The sequence below is a fragment of the Exiguobacterium sp. FSL W8-0210 genome, assembly GCF_038006045.1.
Lineage (GTDB): Bacteria > Bacillota > Bacilli > Exiguobacteriales > Exiguobacteriaceae > Exiguobacterium_A.
On sequence record NZ_JBBOUK010000001.1, the window covers coordinates 490,470 to 509,016 of the forward strand.

Below are 18,547 nucleotides of genomic sequence, written 5' to 3' on the forward strand. Positions count from 1 at the left end.
GGCGATTTGAATGAAGGTATTGGTGATTGGTAAAGGAGGGCGTGAACACGCGCTCGTCTGGAAGCTGGCACAGGATGAACGGATCGAGACAGTGTATGCTGCGCCTGGGAATGCCGGGATGACACAAGCTACATGTGTTCCGATCGCCGAAAATGCCATCGATGAACTCGTGGCGTTCGCACAAGACGAACAGATTGATTGGACGATCGTCGGACCAGAAGGACCACTCGTTCTCGGGGTCGTTAACGCCTTTCAGGCAGCGGGACTGCAGGTTTTCGGACCGACACGGGAAGCTGCGGCAATCGAGGGAAGTAAGCAGTTCGCGAAGGAATTGATGGCGCGTGCCGGTATTCCGACCGCTGCTCACGTCGTCTTTACTTCAGCAGCAGATGCAGAGGCGTATGTTCGCAAAGCGGGTGCACCGATCGTCATCAAAGCCGATGGACTTGCTGCCGGAAAAGGAGTCACGGTCGCAGAAACCGTGGACCAAGCGCTTGTTGCAATCCACGATACGTTTGCCGGAGAATACGGTCAACAAAGCCGCGTCGTCATCGAAGAATGCCTGATCGGGGAAGAGTGTTCGTTGATGGCATTCGTGCACGAAGAGACGGTCATCCCGATGGTATTGTCGCAAGATCATAAACGGGCGTTTGACGGTGACTTAGGTCCGAACACAGGAGGCATGGGCGCGTATTCTCCGCTTCCTCAGTGGGACGAAGCAGCGTTGACGACAGAAGCTGTTGCTCGCATCATTCAGCCGCTCGTCGATCAGATGGCAAGCGAAGGAATTCCGTTCACCGGCTTCCTCTATGCCGGTCTGATGCTGACGAAACAAGGACCATTCGTCATCGAGTTCAATGCCCGGTTCGGTGATCCGGAAACAGAAGTCATTCTTCCGCGCTTAGAGACGCCGTTGCTTGATGTCATCATGCCGTTGATGGACGGACAGACACCAGAAGTCGTTTGGACGGATCAAGCAGCTGTCGGTGTCGTCGTCGCAGCAGAAGGATATCCGGAAGCGCCAAAAACGGGACAAGTGATTCCACTTGATCAGATCGGGAACGGTCTTCTCGTCTTTCATGCCGGAACGGCAGGACGAAACGATCAACTTGTCTCAGCTGGTGGACGTGTCCTCGTGTGTGTCAGCCGTGCCGAGACGATCGAGCAAGCTGTCGAACAGGTCTATGCAAACTTACCAGACGTGACGGATCAGCCATTCTTTTACCGAACTGATATCGCTCAAAAAGCCTTTCGTGCCTCGCATGAATCATGATATCTGAACCAGACGTGCTCGAAGGAGTCGCGTCTGGTTTTTTGTTTCTTGGCGAAGTGCACGAAAAGATTTGTCTTCCATGGCGAATTTGTGTTATTTTGACCAAATGAATCCGGAACGGGGCAAAACTTCTTGAAACTTACTTAGCAACATTTTAGTATAAGAACTATAAGAAAGCGTTTTCAATAAAACAAAGGAGGTCGAGCTTTCGTGAAAAAAAATTGTGGAAGATCCCCTTGGACGAAATCTGAAGTACGAACACACCAAGCGGTCATCAGCGGAAAGCTTGCACCGACACTTGTCATACAGAATGCCACTTACCTGAATCATGGTGTCAAAGCATGGCGGACGGCGAACATCTGGATTAGTGGCGACCGGATCGTCTATGTCGGTCCAGAGATGCCGGAACAAGCCGATGCGTACCATGATGCGACAGGTCAATATATCGTACCCGGTTATATTGAACCCCATGCCCATCCGTTCCAACTTTACAATCCAGCGAGTCTTGCAAAATTCGCAGCAGAGCGGGGAACATCGACGCTCGTCAACGACAACATGTTGTTATTATTAGAGCCGACGGAGCAAGCGTTTGCTCAAGTCGAGGCGCTAGCAGACTTACCGACCTCGATGTACTGGTGGGCACGACTCGACGCACAAACCGAGCTTGATGCCGACAGTATCTCGATCGATAATCGCCGGATTCAAGCGTGGCTCAAGCATCCACAAGTCATCCAAGCAGGTGAGTTGACGGGATGGCCACGTCTCTCGCAAGGGGACGATGAATTGCTCCATTGGATGCAGGATGCGATCAAACTCGGAAAACCGATCGAAGGTCATTTCCCAGGTGCTTCAGCGAAGACGCTGACGAAGATGGCGCTGTATGGCGTGACGAGCGATCACGAAGCGATGACGGTCGAAGAAGCGATGACACGTCTTGAACTTGGCTATACGACGACAATTCGTTATTCATCGATTCGTCCAGATCTACCGGATATCTTTAAAGGTCTCGTCGAAGCAGGGTTGACGCAGTTCGATAAGGTGCTCGTGACGACAGATGGTTCAACGCCGTCCTTTTATAAGGCAGGCATGATGGATGAGACGATCCGATTGATGCTCGAGGCAGGCATCCCGGTCGAAGAAGCGTACCGGATCGCGTCGTACAATGCAGCGCGTCATTTTAATCTCGATCATCTACTCGGGAGTATCGCACCTGGACGGATCGCGCATCTCAATTTCCTTGAGGCAAAAGACGCACCGACACCTGTCGCCGTTCTTGCGCGTGGCACATGGGTCCGTCAAGCAGACATCCCCTGTTACCCGGCAGAAGCACTCGATGCTGTCTATGCGCTCATGCCACGCTCGGAAGTCCAGGTTTCCTTAACGGAACAGGATTTCTCGTTTAGCATGCCGGTTGGTCTTGAGATGGTCAATTCCGTCATCATGAAGCTCTATCAAGTCGAACACGATACAAGTGTGCCTGTGCTACCGGCAGGATGTGATGAATCCTTCCTAATGTTACTCGACCGGGAAGGGAAGTGGCGACTGAATACCGTTCTGAAAAACTTTGCGACACAAGTCGGTGGTCTCGTCAGTTCGTACTCGATTAGCGGTGATATCTTGATGATCGGTAAATCGAAACGAGACATGCAAGTCGCGTTTGATCGCATGAAAGCGTTCGGCGGCGGAATCGTTCTCGTCGAGGACGGAGAAGTCGTCGCTGAAGTTCCGTTGACCTTGATGGGGCAGACGTCCGAATTGCCACTCGAAGATTTGATCGTTCAGGAAACCGCTCTACGGGAAGCCTTGTTCGAACGCGGTTATGCGTTTGAAGATCCTGTCTATACGTTGCTATTCCTAGCGTCAACTCACTTGCCATATGTGCGGATCACGCCGCAGGGAATATACGAAGTCCTTCGGAAAAAAGTCCTTTTCCCAGCGATTTTGCGATGATGCTTGAATTTTAAAACGTCGCGCTTTAAACTATTAAAGAGCAATTGAATGGGAAAGGGAGTCACAAGATGCAACTCGATAAATTGCGTGGAAAAGAATTGGATCAGTTATTTACAGCCATCATGAAGATGAATTCATTAGAAGATTGTTATACGTTGTTCGAAGACTTAGCGACCGTCAACGAAATCCAGGCGCTCGCCCAACGTCTTGAAGTCGCACGTCAATTACGTGAAGGCAATACGTATCACAAAATCGAAAAGGCGACCGGTGCTTCAACAGCAACGATCTCGCGTGTCAAACGTTGCTTGAACTACGGTTCAGGCGGTTATGATCTGGCGCTTGCCCGCCTAGGTCTTATCGAGCAAGAAGTAGCGGATAACTAATGTTATCCGCTACTTCTATGAAGGGGGGCGTGTCATATTGGATTTTGCGTTACAACATAAAATTCAGCATTTCATTCGAAGGCTGACGCCCATCCAGTCGCTCGTCATCATCTACTTCGTTGCGGTCATCATCGGAATCATCCTACTCGGTCTGCCGTGGTCGACCAAGGGAGACTACAACTGGGATTTCACGGACCTCGTCTTCATGGCGGTCAGTTGTGTCAGTGTCACTGGTTTGACGACGGTCTCGGTCTCAGAAACCTTCACGACGTTCGGCTACTTCATGATCATGATTTTAGTGCAAGTCAGCGGAATCGGTTTGATGTCGCTTCATATCGCGATGTGGGTCATTCTCGGAAAACGAATCGGCTTTCGGGAACGCCAACTCGTCGTCCGAGATCAGAACCAGACGACGATGCAAGGGGTCGTCAAATACATTCGGGAAGTCATCTTGATCATCGTCTCGATTGAATTGATCGGGGCATTGATTCTCGGGCTGTACTATACGAAATATTTTCCGACACTAGGTGAAGCGATGCTCCAAGGACTGTTTGGATCGGTCAGTGCGACGACGAATGCTGGTTTTGATATCACGGGTGAATCGTTACTACCGTTTCGCGGTGATTTGTTCGTCGTCTTCATGCAAATCTTGTTACTGACACTTGGTGCGATCGGCTTTCCGGTACTCGTCGAAGTACGGCGCTACATCTCGTACCGGGCGACACGCCAAGCGACACGTCAACCGTATCATTTTTCACTGTTTACAAAATTGACGGCGTCAACGTTCTTCATTCTCGTCCTATTCGGAACGGTAGCATTGCTGCTATTTGAATGGAACAAATCCTTTAAAGGTTTACCGATCGATGAGAAGCTCGTCGACGCCTTGTTCCAATCCGTCACGACCCGAAACGGGGGATTGACGACGGTCGACATCACCTCCTTCTCACAAGCGTCGATTTTCGTCCTGTCGCTCTTGATGTTCATCGGGGCGTCACCGTCTTCCGTTGGTGGGGGGATTCGAACGACGACGTTCGCGGTCGCCGTCTTGAGTGTCATCGCCTTCATCCGAGGCGAATACGGCATCAAAATCTTTGGTCGTGAGATTGGTCAGTCGGACATCTGGAAAGCGTTCGTCGTCATCGTCGTCTCGACTGGTGTGACGATGGTCGGATTGATCATCTTGTTGCTTGTCGAGGATGCCCCGTTCCTCGTGCTGTTTTTTGAAGCCTGTTCGGCGTTCGGAACGACCGGTCTATCGCTCGGCATCACGGATCAACTATCGGATATCGGAAAATGGACGTTGTCCGTGCTGATGTTCATCGGTCGAATCGGTGTCATCTCGTTCGTTCTTCTCTTGAAGGCGAACCAACCGAAACGTAACTATAACTATCCGAAGGAATCCGTCATCATCGGATAAGGAGGCTCTTTTATGAAACGTGCCTTTTGGATCAACTTCGCCTATATCTTTGCTGTTCCTGTCTTACCGTTTTTGGCGCTCGTCAACGGCCGAGCACTCTGTTCACCGGATTCACCGTTACTGGACGTCCCGGTACTCGGCTTCTTTTTGGCAGAGCCGTGGGCGTTCGTGCCGGTATATGCTGTCTTTGCGTTGTTACTGGCGTCACTCTTGACGAAACGACGGACACACGTCTGACCATCTCGCCCTGCGCGAGATGGTTTTTTGTTTTATACTGAATGTGGAATGAGAAAGAGAGGATGGGACGAACCGTGTTATTACCTTTTAATGAATGGCGACATGTCTTTAAACTAGATCCAGCAAAACCAATTGATGATGCTAGCCTGCAGGCGATTGCGACGTCCGGAACGGATGCGATCCTTGTCGGTGGAACAGATGACATCACACTCGATGCGACGCTTGATCTCTTGATGCGTTTGCGCCGGTATCCAGTCGCAGTGGCACTCGAGATTTCTGAACTCGAAGCCGCAACGATGGGATTTGATACGTATCTGACACCGACAGTCCTGAATGCGGGAACATTAAAGTACGTCGTTGAAAAACAAGTCGAGGCGTTAGAACAAGTCGGTCATATGCTGGCACACGCTGATCTTGTCGGGGAAGGGTATATCGTCCTGAATCCTGATGCGAAGGTCGCGCGTGTGACACAAGCAAAACCGTTAACATTAGATGAGACGGTCGCTTATGCGCAGTTAGCGGATAGCGTCTTCCGTCTACCGGTCGTGTATCTCGAATACAGTGGCGTTTACGGAGAACCGGAACGAGTAGCAGCCGTTCGCGATGTCTTGAAACAGGCACGCCTGTTTTACGGTGGAGGAATCGACTCCGAGGAGCGAGCGCGTGAGATGCTGCAGTATGCGGATACGATCGTCGTCGGGAACGTCATTTATGAGGATTTAAAAGCAGCGCTTGCGACTGTCGCAGCGACACGATAAAATATAGGAACAAAAGTTCGGAATATAAGAAATGAGGCTATTGATATGTTTAATTTGAGTGAACAGCTCGTCAGTGGACTAAACCCTGAGCAAGCAAGAGCAGTCAAGCATACGGAAGGTCCACTGCTGATCATGGCAGGAGCCGGTTCCGGGAAGACACGCGTCCTGACACATCGGGTCGCTTATTTGATGGCGGCTAAACAAGTCGCACCGTGGAACATCCTCGCGATTACGTTCACGAACAAGGCGGCGCGAGAAATGCGAGACCGGATCGGTCGTTTGGTCGGTGGTGTCGCGAACGATATTTGGGTCTCGACCTTCCACTCGATGTGCGTCCGGATGTTACGTCGCGACATCGATCAGCTTGGATACGATCGTAACTTCACGATTCTTGATTCAAGTGATCAGCAATCGGCGATCAAGCTCGTCTTAAAGGAACAAAACTTGGACCCGAAAAAATGGGATCCACGTTCGATGCTGACGATCATCTCGTCACAGAAAAATGAATTACGCAGTGCTGAATTCTACGCCTCGATCGTGACGAGCCCGTATGAAAAGACAGTTGCTGAAATCTATAAAGGATATGAAGCGGTCTTACGCCGGAACAACGCGCTCGACTTTGATGATTTGATCGGAAAAACGACGGAATTGTTCAAGAAGAGTCCGGATGTCCTTGCTTACTATCAGAAGAAATTCCGCTACATTCATGTCGATGAGTATCAAGATACGAACAAAGCCCAGTATGATCTCGTCAACCTGTTAGCATCGGGACATCAGAATCTCTGTGTCGTCGGGGACTCGGATCAGTCGATCTATCGCTGGCGTGGTGCTGACATCGCGAACATCCTCTCGTTCGAAGAGGACTATCCGAATGCAGCTGTCATCTTACTCGAGCAAAACTACCGTTCTTCGAAACGAATCTTGGAAGCAGCCAACCATGTCATCCAAAACAACTCGACACGCAAAGATAAGAAACTTTGGACGGATAATGATGAAGGCGAGAAGCTCGTCGTTCATACGGCGGAGAATGAGCGGGAAGAAGCCTTTTATATCGTCCAGGAGATTCGGAACTCACTTCGTTACGGGATGAAACTGAGCGATATCGCGATTCTGTACCGGACGAATGCACAATCGCGTGCCATTGAGGAAACGCTTCTTAAGTCGAACGTTCCGTACAAAATGATCGGTGGCACGAAGTTCTACGATCGTAAAGAGATCAAGGACGTGCTTGCTTATCTCCGTTTGATTTCAAATCCGGATGAAGACCTGTCCTTCGCGCGGATCGTCAACGAACCAAAACGCGGGATTGGTGCGACGACGATTGATAAGCTGCGTGATTTCGCCGACTTACAGGGCGTGTCATTGATGGAAGCGATTCGCGATATCGAATTGTCGAGTATCGCACCGAAGACGGCAGCGAAGCTGACGGATTTCCGGACGATGATTCTCGGACTCAGCCAAATGCAAGAATTCATCAGCCTTTCGGAACTAGTCGAAGAAGTGCTCGAAAAATCAGGCTATCGTCAAGTGCTGAAGGAAGATAAAACACTTGAGGCGCAGAGCCGTCTCGAGAACATCAACGAGTTCATCACTGTTGCGCAAAACTTCGAGAAGGAGACGGCAAAAGCCGATCCGGAAGACCGGACGATCATCGCCTTCTTGACCGATTTGACACTCGTCGCCGATGTTGATTCACTCGACGAGACGGATCCGGAAGAACAAGTCACGTTGATGACGCTTCACTCGGCAAAAGGACTCGAGTTCCCTGTCGTCTTCTTGATTGGGATGGAGGAAGGATTGTTCCCACATAGCCGCTCGCTTCAAGATGAAGACGAGATGGAAGAAGAACGTCGCCTCGCGTATGTCGGGATCACACGTGCTGAGAAACGCCTTTACTTGTCACATGCGCGGATGCGCTCCCTTTATGGACGGACGAACGCGAACCAAGAATCACGGTTCCTAGCAGAGCTGCCGGAAGTCGTCATCGAGCGGACAGGTAAAAAAGCGAAGCCACTCCCATGGGAAGACCGTCCTGTCCCGCAAGGCAAGGCCGTCATCGGTCGCTCGATCAGTAAACCGACAGCAATGAAGACGTCAGGTGCGGAAACGCTCGGTTGGTCGGTCGGAGATAAGGCAGAGCACGGGAAATGGGGACTCGGTACAGTCGTCCAGACTCGTGGTGAAGGGGATAATCTTGAAATCGATATCGCATTCCCAGCAGTCGGAATCAAACGATTGCTCGCGAAATTCGCACCGATTAAAAAGGTATGACGGGAGGTCCACAGATGGACGCAAGCCAGCGTATAGATGAGATTCGTCAAACATTGAACCGATACAGCTACGAATACTACGTACTGGATCAACCAACGGTACCGGATGCGACGTACGATCAATTGCTTCGTGAACTGACGGAGTTAGAAACAGAGCATCCAGAACTGATCACACCGGATTCGCCGACGCAACGCGTCGGCGCGGCACCGCTCGAAGCGTTCGAGAAGGTGACGCATGATTTACCGATGCTGTCGCTCGGAAACGTCTTTGATGAGACGGAAATTCGCGAATGGGTCGCTCGGATTGAGCGGTCGCTCGGACGTTCGACGACGTATGTCGCCGAACTGAAATTCGATGGACTTGCCATCTCGCTGAAATACGAAGACGGGCGATTCGTCCGTGGGGCGACGCGTGGCGATGGAACAGTCGGCGAAAACATCACGCAGAATCTACGGACGATCAAAGCGTTACCGCTTCGTTTGCAGGCGGAAGAGACGGTCGAAGTCCGCGGTGAGGCTTACATGCCGAAACAATCGTTCGAACGCTTGAATGAAGACCGGGCTAGCCGAGAAGAGACATTGTTCGCGAATCCGCGTAACGCTGCAGCAGGTAGTCTGCGTCAGCTGGATTCGTCAATCACAGCGTCGCGTAATCTGTCGTTATTCGTGTATGGCGTCGGTGTCAATACGTTGACGGCCCGTTCACATAGCGAAGCGATGGCACAACTTGCCTCACTTGGGTTACCGACCAATCAACATATGCAGACGTGTGAGACGGTGGAAGAGATTCTTGCCTACATCGCATATTGGACGGAAGCACGCGCGAGCCTGCCATATGAGATCGACGGAATCGTCTTGAAAGTCGATCGATACGATGATCAGGAAGAGCTCGGCTTCACAGCAAAAAGTCCCCGCTTTGCGACAGCCTATAAGTTCGCGGCGGAAGAAGTCATGACGACAGTCGAAGACGTTGATTTCAGTGTCGGTCGGACTGGGAAAGTCACGCCTCGTGCCCGTTTTGCACCGGTCGTCGTCGCAGGATCGACGGTGACGTATGCGACACTACACAACGCTGACTTCATCGCTGAAAAAGATATCCGCCTTCAGGACTCGGTCATCATTAAAAAAGCAGGCGATGTCATCCCGGCAGTCGTACAAGTCGTCACGGCAGAACGGACGGGAGAAGAGACACCGATCGTCTTCCCGACGCATTGTCCGGCCTGTCAGTCGGAACTTGTCCGTCTCGAAGGTGAAGTGGACATCCGCTGTGTCAGTCCGGAATGCCCAGCGCAATTGATGGAAGGCATCATTCACTTCGTTTCGCGTCAAGCGATGAACATTGACGGTCTCGGTGAAAAAGTCGTTCGTCAATTGTATGACCATGAAGCGATCCGGACGATTGCCGATTTATATCGACTCGATCGTGAGGAATTATTGACGTTTGACCGCATGGGTGAGACGTCCGTCGATAAATTACTTGCGGCGATCGAAGCCTCGAAACAGAACTCGGTCGAGCGTCTCTTATTTGGTCTCGGAATCCGACTCGTCGGTCAAAAAGCGGCGTATCTCTTAGCGGAACGTTTTGATTCGTTAGCAGGGATTGCGGCTGCAAGCTACGATGAGATTGTCGCAATCGATGGCATTGGGGGGAAAATCGCAGATTCAATCGTGAAGTACTTCGAGCATCCGGAAGCACAGGCATTGATTCGTGATTTGGAACAACTCGGCGTCAATCAACGTTTCCTTGGTGAACGGGTCGATCAGACGAATGCACCGCTCGGCGGCAAAACGATCGTCTTGACGGGGACGCTCGAGAGCTTAAAACGGTCAGAGGCCGGTAAACGACTCGAAGCACTCGGAGCCGATGTGACAGGAAGTGTCAGTAAAAAGACGGACGTACTCGTCGCAGGGGAAAAGGCAGGCTCTAAACTGACGAAAGCGGAATCGCTTGGTATCGAAATTTGGGATGAAGCGCGTCTGTTAGAAGAATTAGCTAAACACGAAGCGTGAGAACAATCAAACAAAAAGGAAGGCGGGATTCCGCCTTCCTTTATTCGTGTTCATCTTTGTCACGAAGCAATCGTCTCGCTCCGAATCAAAGTACCTTGTTTGATGAGACGATTCGTTGCCGTTTCTGGTGGATCACAGGTGATCAATGTGATTGTTGGGGAAGCGACGGATTGGTCGAGAACGGACAATGTCGTCGGTGTGACAAGACGACTGGACGTGATGCGGTACGTATACCGATGTGTTTTTGTCGTGACGACGACGGTATCGCCTTTTTTGACGTCAGGTAGACGATTGAAGTGAAGCCCTTCCGTGAAACTTCGGTGTCCGGCGAGCGCATAATTGCCTTTTCCGGGTGATCCGGTTTCTGGAATATGACCGATACTACGGTCCAACACCGCTGTCGTCGAACCCTCTAAGATGACTTGTTCAAAATCAATGCTCGGAATCGAGAGCAATCCGACACCAGATTTAGCAAGAGGTTGTTTTGTCTCTTTCGCATCGACGGTCTTCAAACTTTTGGTCCATTGTTCCTTTAAATTTGCTGCCTCCTGTTCACGCTGATAGTCACTGATGAAGGGCCAAGCAATAAGGGCGATGCCTGCCAGTAAAAAAAGCAGACCGATGAATTTACGACGTGTCATGAGAAAAAGTCCTTTCGGATACGCCAAAGCGCATCATCTTTTTTGAAAATCAGGGGAAAACTTGTCCTTCCCCGATGGAAAACGATTCTGTTATGATAAAGAGAACGATTTAAAAACATGGGGTGCAAATAGAGATGAACTATAAAACAGCAGTAGCGTTGACGTTATCGAGCACGTTATTTTTAGGTGCTTGTTCGTTCGACCTTTCGCCAAGTAGCGATACAAAAGAAGTCATTACTGAAAGTGAACAAGGTAAGGAAGTCCAAGCCGTTGTCAGTCCAGCCATTGATACGACGGATTCGTACTATCGGACGGTCTTGCCGTTTCGTCCAAGTGTCGCACGTGGAATGACACAAAAACGTGTCAGTTCACGTCTTGAGCTCGATGAAATCGAAACGGGTTTAATGCGTCATTCGACACAGTTTTTTGATCCGGAAAAATACTATTACCAAGAAGGTCAGTTACTCGAAGCCGACCAAATCGCGAAATGGTTGTTGCGAAAAGGAAAAGCAGGCGATGGCGTCAGCGATCCTGAAGGTCTGAACCCAGCCTACACGTCTGGTAAGTCGTATAAAGAAAAAAACCAAAAGTCACCTATGATTCTATCGCATATCTTAGAGCAAGACTACATGCTTGAAGAAGATAAGAAACTCGAACTTGGTGGCACGTCGATTGCGCTTGTCTTAAATAGTGAGTATGTGTTCCAAGATGAAAACTATGGACCGACCTATACCGTTAAACTTGATGAAAAGAAAGTCGTTGCTGAAGGGAAGCGGATGGCAAACGATTTAGTCAAGAAGATGCGTAAGACACAAGGGATGAAGACGACACCGATTCACGTCGCCCTCTACCTCCAGGAAAAAGAAGGGTCACCGGTTTCCGGTCACTATCTCTCGTCTGCATTCATCGGTCGCGGGAATCAAATCAGTGCGAACGACTGGAAAAACTACAATGAGCGCTATTACTACTACCCGTCAGCACGCGCAACGAATGACGTGCGGGATGATGCAGCGAAGTTCGATTTATTCAAAGACCGCCTAGAAGACTACTTCCCGAACTACACCGGTATGATGGGGGAAGGCTTCTATCAAGAAGATGAACTTAAAAAGCTTGAGATGAAGATTCCCGTTCAATTTTACGGAAAAGCAGAACTCGTCGCATTCGTTCAGTACGTGACGTACCTGCTTGAGAATCGTTGGGAGTATAATCGAAACATTCCAACGACGATCACTGTGACGAACTTGAACGGGGATACGGAAGCGATGCTATTCCTCGATCCGGATACAAAGAAACCGATCGTCAAGATTCGTTGATTTCTCCATTCACTTTATGTAACGACATTCCTCCAATGGGCGGAATGTCGCTTTTTTGTACGACGGATGCTGGAAGAGAGAAGCATATGAATCAGAAAGGAAGGGTATGGAAGAAGAATGGTATTTTGTTTCACTTTCCCATTTTTTAGATTTACGAAAGCCAGTAGAAGAGAGCATAATGAAAGAAGAACAGTTCTACACACAGGAACGACGAGGTAAGTGATGAATCGTCAGTTCTTTTAAGAAGAGGATAAAGGAGAGATGTAGATGAAAGGCGGTATCTATTCACAAATCGGTGCAGTTCGAGAGGAACTACCATCGTCCTCACGAAAAGTCGCAGACTATGTCTTGACGCATATGAACCAAATTGCGCGCATGACGATCCACCAACTTGCAGAAGAATCAGATACAAGTGCCGCTGCAGTCGTCCGCTTCTGTCGCGCGCTTGGATTAAAAGGATACCCGGAGTTGCGGATGCGCATTTCTGCCGATACAGCACGGACGGATTTAAAAGGGTATCACGATATCGAAAAGGATGAACGTCCCGTCGACTTGATTGAAAAAACGCTTAGTAACAGTATTCAAGCATTGCAGGATACTGCGAAGCAGTTGAATGATGAACGGATTGCGGATGCGATTGATGTGATTGATCAGGCGCGTGCGATTTATTTTTACGGGATTGGGGCATCGCATGTCGTAGCCGAAGACGCTGCTCAAAAATGGACGCGTGTCGGGAAACTAGCGATTCAAGAAACGGACCAGCATCTACTTGCGACGATCTTAGCGAATGCACGTAAAGAAGATGTCTTCTTTGCGATTTCTTACAGCGGAGAAACAGAAGAGGTCGTCGAATTGATCCGTTTGGCGAAAATCCAAGGGCTGAAGGTCATCAGTCTGACACGTTTCGGGGACAACCGGATCAGCCAACTAGCGGATATCGCACTTTGGACATCACGCGCTCCGGAAGCACCGCTTCGTAGTGCGGCGCTCAGTTCGCGTCTCGCCCAACTATTTGCGATCGATGTCTTGTTCTTATCGTATGCTGCGGGACACTATGAAGATACACTCGAACGTCTCCAATTTACGCGGGAGAGCGTTAAGACACTGCATCAAAAGAAATAAGGGGGATACATATATGTCAGAACGAACTGCCGGACTAGACGCGTTGTATCCAGAAATGGTCGAGCGCCGTCGCTATTTACATCAGCACCCAGAGTTGTCGTTTCACGAAGTCGAGACCCCGCGTTATATCGCGCGACATTTAAAAGCGCTCGGAATCGAAGTCAGGACGGAGGTCGGCGGACGTGGTGTCGTCGGGTATATTCGTGGAGGAAAACCGGGAAAGACCGTCGCGTTACGCGCCGACTTTGATGCCTTACCGATTGCTGACGCTAAAGAGGTCGCGTATCGGTCGACGGTTCCGGGTGTGATGCATGCATGCGGTCACGATGGTCATACGGCGACGTTACTTGCTGTCGCAGAGACGCTCATGCAACAGCGAGAATCATTACCGGGGAACGTCGTTTTGATTCATCAACATGCGGAAGAAGTCGTTCCGGGCGGTGCACGCGATATGATTGCGGACGGTTGTCTCGAAGGGGTCGATGTCATCTTTGGAACGCATCTTTGGTCAACGATCGATTTAGGACACGTCGGTGTTCGGACTGGTCCGATCATGGCGGCGGCTGATAAGTTCGAACTGACCTTATATGGAAAAGGCGGACACGGTGCGAAACCACATGAGACGATTGATGCTGTCTTACTCGGGGCAACGATCGTTAAGGAATTACAATCGATCGTCAGTCGTCAACTCAATCCACTGGAGCCGGCAGTCGTGACCGTTGGAACATTACATGCTGGGAATACGTTTAATGTCATTGCAGATCAAGCGATGTTGACAGGAACGGTCCGGACGTTTGATGAAGCGACAGCGGACGAGATCATCGAGCGGATGGAGCGGACGATCAAAGGAATCTGTGAGGCAGTCGGAGCAACGTATCACTTTACATACGAAAAAGGCTATCCAGCTGTCGTCAATCATGCTGCACCCACCGCATTGATTGAATCTGTCGCACGAGAAGTTTTAGGAGACGAGCGTGTATTTGAGATTGAACCGACGATGGGTGGCGAGGACTTCGCTTATTACTTGCAACACGTACCTGGTGCGTTCTTCTTTACAGGAGCGGGAGATGCTTCGTATCCACCGCATCACCATCCACAGTTTGATTTTAAGGAGCCGGCGATGCTCGATGCAGCGCGTATTCTCGTCGAAGCGACATGGCGTTACTTAGAACAAGCTACTAAATCATGAAAAAAATCGCTCGTCTTGACTCCGAAAAGGAATCAGGACGAGCGATTGCTGTCTTTTTATCCTAAAATTTCTTGAACACGACCGACTTGACCGTCTTCTAAGCGCACTTTAATCCCGTGCGGATGTTGCGGAGATTTCGTGAGAAGGTCTTTGACGATTCCTTCTGTTCGTTTACCTGTTCGTTGATCTTGCTTCAACACGATGCTGACTTTAAGACCGGGCGTGATATTTTTACGTGTTTTACCATCCATCTGTAGATCCTCCCATCGTTCATTTCCTATTTGGCTATCAGTATAACATGGTTCAGTCGGTGAAACTTGTTTGTCGCAAGGACGTAAAGTGAAAAGAGAACAGAATGTCAGAAAAAAGTTTGACTATATTTGACCAATTAAGATACGACTTTTATAATTAAGGTAATGAAGTATAGGAAAAGGAAGTGAATTCGAATGGAAAAAGACTACTACCAAACACTCGGTGTCGCAAAGGATGCATCGAATCAAGATATTAAGCGCGCGTACCGCAAATTGGCGAAGCAGTATCACCCAGACGTCAATAAAGAGGCGAGTGCGGACCAGCGTTTCAAGGATATCCAAGAAGCCTTCGATGTGCTTGGAGATGAGGAAAAACGAGCGAAGTATGATCGATACGGCAGTAACTTCGATCAGATGGCAGGCGCTGGAGCTGGTGGCGCTGGAGATTACGAAGATCTGTTCCGACAGTTCGGAGGTGGTGGACGGACACGACCTGGACAATCGTTCGGATTTGAAGATATGTTCGGTTCGTTCTTTAGTCAGGAAGAAGTGTCGACCGATGAAGAGCTTGAATTGACGGTCCCACTCAGTCATCTCAGTACGAACGAAAAAGTCACGGTGCGTCTTGCGACGGGTTCGATCCAGCTGACGCTTCCGAAAGACGTCTATGACGGTAAAAAAGTTCGCTTACGTGGAAAAAGTTCGATGCGTAACCGACAAGGTGTCGCGGGAGATGTTTACGTGACGATTCACTTGAAGGATGACGATCAGTTCCGACGGGTCGACCAAGACGTCATTTCAACCGTCCGTGTTCATCCGACGACGCTTGTGCTCGGAGGCGAAGTCGTCGCAGATACGCTTGAAGGGAAACGAATCAAACTGAAAGTCAAACCGGGCACGAAACCAGGAGCACGACTCCGGATTCCAAATCGTGGTCTGAGTCAAGCGAATGGTCATCGTGGGGCGTTACTTGTCCAACTCGAAGTCAAGTTACCTGAGATGGACCGTGCCTTTTATGAAGAGTGGGAACGTCAACTTGCAGTGAAGGAGTGATCAAGGATGGATTTTGAACGTTTAACGGATCGGGCACACGAGGGAATCGTCTCTGCCCAAGCGATCGCAAAACAACGTCGTCATAGTGAAATCACAGAATGGCATTTGTTACTTGCCTTACTTGCTCAAGAAGAAGGGATTGCACGAGTCGTCTTTGAAAAGCTGAATCAACGGATTGAGACATTGAATGGAGCGATTGACGAGGCGATTGGTAAACTTCCTGCTTTGTCCCAGGCGACGACGCCTCGGATCGGTAGCTCGTTGCTGAACGTGTTGACGGAAGCAGAGACGGAAGCGCGTCTCATGCAGGATGACTATGTCTCCGTCGAACACTTATTGCTAGCATTGATCAAACAATCAAGTCCAGCAGCTCAATATTTACGTCGTCAAGGCATTACGGAAGAGACACTCCGGGAAGCGATCGTCAGTATGCGAGGCAATCGGAAGGTCACGACGAAAAATCCCGAAGAGACGTTTGATGTGCTGAAAAAATATGGACGTGATCTCGTAGCGGATTTCCGGTCTGGGAAAACAGACCCGGTCATCGGCCGTGATGATGAGATTCGACGTGTCATCCGGATTTTGAGTCGGAAGACAAAAAACAATCCCGTCTTGATTGGAGAACCCGGCGTCGGGAAAACGGCAATCGTTGAAGGACTCGCGCAACGGATCGTCCGAGGAGATGTACCGGAGAGTCTGAAGAACAAGCAGTTGTTCAGTTTAGACATGAGTGCGCTCGTCGCTGGTGCGAAATACCGTGGTGAGTTCGAAGAGCGACTGCAAGCAGTCTTGAATGAAGTCAAGGAAGCCGAAGGACAGATTCTCTTGTTCATCGATGAGCTGCATACGATCGTCGGTGCCGGGAAGACGGACGGCGCAATGGATGCCGGAAACATGCTCAAGCCGATGCTTGCACGAGGAGAATTGCACTGTATCGGTGCGACGACGCTGGATGAGTACCGGAAGTATATCGAGAAAGATCCAGCGCTCGAACGTCGCTTCCAACAAGTACTCGTCGCAGAACCGGATGTCGAGGATACGATCTCCATTCTGCGTGGACTAAAAGAACGGTTCGAGATTCACCACGGTGTACGGATTCATGATAATGCGCTCGTCGCGGCGGCGGTGTTATCCGATCGGTATATTACGGATCGGTTCATGCCGGATAAGGCGATTGATCTCGTTGATGAAGCATGTGCTATGATTCGGACCGATATGGAGTCGATGCCAGCTGAACTAGATTCCCTCGTCCGTCGGGTCATGCAGCTCGAAATCGAGGAAGCTGCGTTAAAGAAAGAGACAGATGAAGCATCTCGGAAACGACTTGCCATCTTACAACAAGAACTCAGCTCTGTTCGAGAAGACGAGAGTGCGCTTCGGACACGATGGGAACGGGAAAAAGAGAGTTCGCAAAGTGTCCAACAGTTACGCGCGGATCTTGAGAAGGCAAAACTGGCATTACAAGAAGCGGAAGGGCGCTATGACTTGAACCGAGCATCGGAAATCAAGTACGGTCAAATTCCGGATCTTGAGGCACGTCTGAAAGTCGCGGAAGAGTCATCTGAACACGTCTCACACGAACTCGTTCGAGAAGCGGTGACGGAAGAAGAGATATCCGACATCGTTTCGAAATGGACCGGCATTCCAGTGACGCGGCTTGCGCAGGGCGAACGCGAAAAATTACTTTATCTTGAAGATACGCTTCATGAGCGTGTCTTCGGTCAAGACGAAGCGGTCCGTCTCGTCGCGGACGCTGTCATTCGAGCGCGAGCTGGCATCAAGGATCCGAACCGCCCGATTGGCTCGTTCTTGTTCCTCGGTCCGACAGGGGTCGGGAAGACAGAACTCGCAAAAGCCTTGGCAGCCGCGATGTTCGATAGTGAAGATCACATCGTCCGCATCGATATGTCGGAGTATATGGAAAAACACAATGTCTCCCGTCTCGTCGGTGCGCCTCCAGGATACGTCGGTTATGAAGAAGGCGGTCAATTGACGGAAGCCGTCCGACGGAGTCCATATTCGGTTCTGTTGTTCGATGAGATCGAAAAAGCGCACGGCGACGTCTTTAATATTTTGCTTCAGTTGCTCGACGATGGTCGATTGACGGATGCGCAAGGACGGGTCGTCGACTTCAAAAACACGATCGTCATCATGACGTCAAACATCGGAGCACCCATCCTGCTTGAAGCCGCCAAAGATGGTGTCATCGATGCATCGGAAGAGGAAGCCGTTCGCCAAGAACTGAAGCGCCACTTCCGACCGGAGTTCTTGAACCGGATCGATGATACGATTTTATTCCATCCACTCCACCGGACAGAAATTGAACGAATCATCGACAAAGCGGTCGAGAAAATGAGTTCACGTTTATCTGGACGTGGCATTACGATTGATGTCACGGATGCTGCGAAGACGTTGATTTTCGAAGAAGCCTTCGAACCACAATACGGCGCACGTCCAATCAATCGTTATATGCAACGAACGATTGAGACGAAACTTGCCCGTGCCTTGATCAGTGGGGCGATACAAGATGGTGCCCGGATTGCGATTGACGTAGAAGACGGCGAACTAGTCGTCCACGGATGAAGCAGATGTTAGAAAAAGGAGCCGACTCGGCTGAAACGAGTCGACTCCTTTTAGCGTTTACGGAAGAACCATATCCGTATCCGTCAGATGCGTGATA

At 50.1% G+C, this 18,547-nt stretch carries 15 protein-coding genes; 13 read left to right on the forward strand and 2 right to left on the reverse strand.

Annotated elements, in window-relative coordinates; genetic code table 11:
• Window positions 1-10 precede the first annotated feature (10 nt).
• The 8 genes from purD (at window position 11) to ligA (ending at window position 10,298) form a co-directional block, all read left to right on the forward strand.
• Window positions 11-1,273, forward strand: coding sequence for a phosphoribosylamine--glycine ligase (purD, locus tag MKY22_RS02610; protein WP_341086419.1), 1,263 nt, complete (start codon window positions 11-13; stop codon window positions 1,271-1,273).
• Window positions 1,274-1,483: 210 nt separating this feature from the next.
• Window positions 1,484-3,223 (forward strand): adenine deaminase C-terminal domain-containing protein, encoded by a 1,740-nt coding sequence (locus tag MKY22_RS02615; protein ID WP_341086421.1) that lies wholly within the window; start codon window positions 1,484-1,486, stop codon window positions 3,221-3,223.
• Between the two features lie 68 nt (window positions 3,224-3,291).
• Complete coding sequence (locus tag MKY22_RS02620) at window positions 3,292-3,606, forward strand: YerC/YecD family TrpR-related protein (RefSeq protein ID WP_214861324.1); 315 nt, start codon at window positions 3,292-3,294, stop codon at window positions 3,604-3,606.
• A gap of 37 nt (window positions 3,607-3,643) precedes the next feature.
• Window positions 3,644-5,023 carry a TrkH family potassium uptake protein gene (locus MKY22_RS02625; protein ID WP_341086424.1) on the forward strand — a complete coding sequence of 460 codons (1,380 nt, stop codon included), beginning with the start codon at window positions 3,644-3,646 and terminating at the stop codon, window positions 5,021-5,023.
• A gap of 12 nt (window positions 5,024-5,035) precedes the next feature.
• Window positions 5,036-5,260, forward strand: coding sequence for a hypothetical protein (locus MKY22_RS02630; protein WP_035398958.1), 225 nt, complete (start codon window positions 5,036-5,038; stop codon window positions 5,258-5,260).
• 62 nt (window positions 5,261-5,322) lie between these two features.
• Window positions 5,323-6,018 carry a heptaprenylglyceryl phosphate synthase gene (locus MKY22_RS02635; RefSeq protein ID WP_290780215.1) on the forward strand — a complete coding sequence of 232 codons (696 nt, stop codon included), beginning with the start codon at window positions 5,323-5,325 and terminating at the stop codon, window positions 6,016-6,018.
• A gap of 45 nt (window positions 6,019-6,063) precedes the next feature.
• Window positions 6,064-8,289: a DNA helicase PcrA gene (gene pcrA / locus MKY22_RS02640; RefSeq protein WP_050678990.1), complete on the forward strand. Its 2,226-nt coding sequence runs from the start codon at window positions 6,064-6,066 to the stop codon at window positions 8,287-8,289.
• A gap of 14 nt (window positions 8,290-8,303) precedes the next feature.
• A complete protein-coding gene (gene ligA, locus MKY22_RS02645; RefSeq protein ID WP_341086428.1) occupies window positions 8,304-10,298 on the forward strand; it encodes an NAD-dependent DNA ligase LigA in 1,995 nt (664 codons plus the stop codon).
• 59 nt (window positions 10,299-10,357) lie between these two features.
• Here ligA and MKY22_RS02650 read toward each other — a convergent pair whose 3' ends face one another.
• Entirely contained in the window at window positions 10,358-10,939 is a 582-nt protein-coding gene (locus MKY22_RS02650; protein WP_023467085.1) for a class D sortase, read from the reverse strand.
• A 134-nt stretch (window positions 10,940-11,073) separates the two neighbouring features.
• Here MKY22_RS02650 and MKY22_RS02655 point away from each other — a divergent pair, with 134 nt between their 5' ends.
• The 3 genes from MKY22_RS02655 (at window position 11,074) to MKY22_RS02665 (ending at window position 14,563) form a co-directional block, all read left to right on the forward strand.
• A complete protein-coding gene (locus MKY22_RS02655; protein ID WP_047394974.1) occupies window positions 11,074-12,252 on the forward strand; it encodes a CamS family sex pheromone protein in 1,179 nt (392 codons plus the stop codon).
• Window positions 12,253-12,519: 267 nt separating this feature from the next.
• Window positions 12,520-13,374 carry a MurR/RpiR family transcriptional regulator gene (locus tag MKY22_RS02660; RefSeq protein ID WP_290780220.1) on the forward strand — a complete coding sequence of 285 codons (855 nt, stop codon included), beginning with the start codon at window positions 12,520-12,522 and terminating at the stop codon, window positions 13,372-13,374.
• Window positions 13,375-13,387: 13 nt separating this feature from the next.
• A complete protein-coding gene (locus MKY22_RS02665; protein ID WP_290780223.1) occupies window positions 13,388-14,563 on the forward strand; it encodes a M20 metallopeptidase family protein in 1,176 nt (391 codons plus the stop codon).
• A 56-nt stretch (window positions 14,564-14,619) separates the two neighbouring features.
• Here MKY22_RS02665 and MKY22_RS02670 read toward each other — a convergent pair whose 3' ends face one another.
• Window positions 14,620-14,814 (reverse strand): YwbE family protein, encoded by a 195-nt coding sequence (locus MKY22_RS02670; protein WP_023467094.1) that lies wholly within the window; start codon window positions 14,812-14,814, stop codon window positions 14,620-14,622.
• 195 nt (window positions 14,815-15,009) lie between these two features.
• On the opposite strand from MKY22_RS02670, the gene MKY22_RS02675 reads away from it, so the two are divergent.
• Both MKY22_RS02675 and clpB read left to right on the forward strand, forming a co-directional pair.
• A complete protein-coding gene (locus tag MKY22_RS02675; protein WP_341086436.1) occupies window positions 15,010-15,867 on the forward strand; it encodes a DnaJ C-terminal domain-containing protein in 858 nt (285 codons plus the stop codon).
• A 6-nt stretch (window positions 15,868-15,873) separates the two neighbouring features.
• Window positions 15,874-18,450, forward strand: a complete 2,577-nt coding sequence (gene clpB / locus MKY22_RS02680) for an ATP-dependent chaperone ClpB (RefSeq protein ID WP_290780227.1) — start codon at window positions 15,874-15,876, stop codon at window positions 18,448-18,450.
• The last annotated feature ends 97 nt before the right edge of the window (window positions 18,451-18,547 follow it).

Excerpts from the sequence above, each read along its gene's own strand:
- purD (WP_341086419.1), top strand. The coding sequence starts at position 11 with ATGAAGGTATTGGTGATTGGTAAAGGAGGGCGTGAACACGCGCTCGTC.
- MKY22_RS02620 (WP_214861324.1), top strand. The coding sequence starts at position 3,292 with ATGCAACTCGATAAATTGCGTGGAAAAGAATTGGATCAGTTATTTACA.
- MKY22_RS02630 (WP_035398958.1), top strand. The coding sequence starts at position 5,036 with ATGAAACGTGCCTTTTGGATCAACTTCGCCTATATCTTTGCTGTTCCT.
- MKY22_RS02635 (WP_290780215.1), top strand. The coding sequence starts at position 5,323 with ATGGGACGAACCGTGTTATTACCTTTTAATGAATGGCGACATGTCTTT.
- pcrA (WP_050678990.1), top strand. The coding sequence starts at position 6,064 with ATGTTTAATTTGAGTGAACAGCTCGTCAGTGGACTAAACCCTGAGCAA.
- ligA (WP_341086428.1), top strand. The coding sequence starts at position 8,304 with ATGGACGCAAGCCAGCGTATAGATGAGATTCGTCAAACATTGAACCGA.
- MKY22_RS02650 (WP_023467085.1), bottom strand. The coding sequence starts at position 10,939 with ATGACACGTCGTAAATTCATCGGTCTGCTTTTTTTACTGGCAGGCATC.
- MKY22_RS02655 (WP_047394974.1), top strand. The coding sequence starts at position 11,074 with ATGAACTATAAAACAGCAGTAGCGTTGACGTTATCGAGCACGTTATTT.
- MKY22_RS02660 (WP_290780220.1), top strand. The coding sequence starts at position 12,520 with ATGAAAGGCGGTATCTATTCACAAATCGGTGCAGTTCGAGAGGAACTA.
- MKY22_RS02665 (WP_290780223.1), top strand. The coding sequence starts at position 13,388 with ATGTCAGAACGAACTGCCGGACTAGACGCGTTGTATCCAGAAATGGTC.
- MKY22_RS02670 (WP_023467094.1), bottom strand. The coding sequence starts at position 14,814 with ATGGATGGTAAAACACGTAAAAATATCACGCCCGGTCTTAAAGTCAGC.
- MKY22_RS02675 (WP_341086436.1), top strand. The coding sequence starts at position 15,010 with ATGGAAAAAGACTACTACCAAACACTCGGTGTCGCAAAGGATGCATCG.
- clpB (WP_290780227.1), top strand. The coding sequence starts at position 15,874 with ATGGATTTTGAACGTTTAACGGATCGGGCACACGAGGGAATCGTCTCT.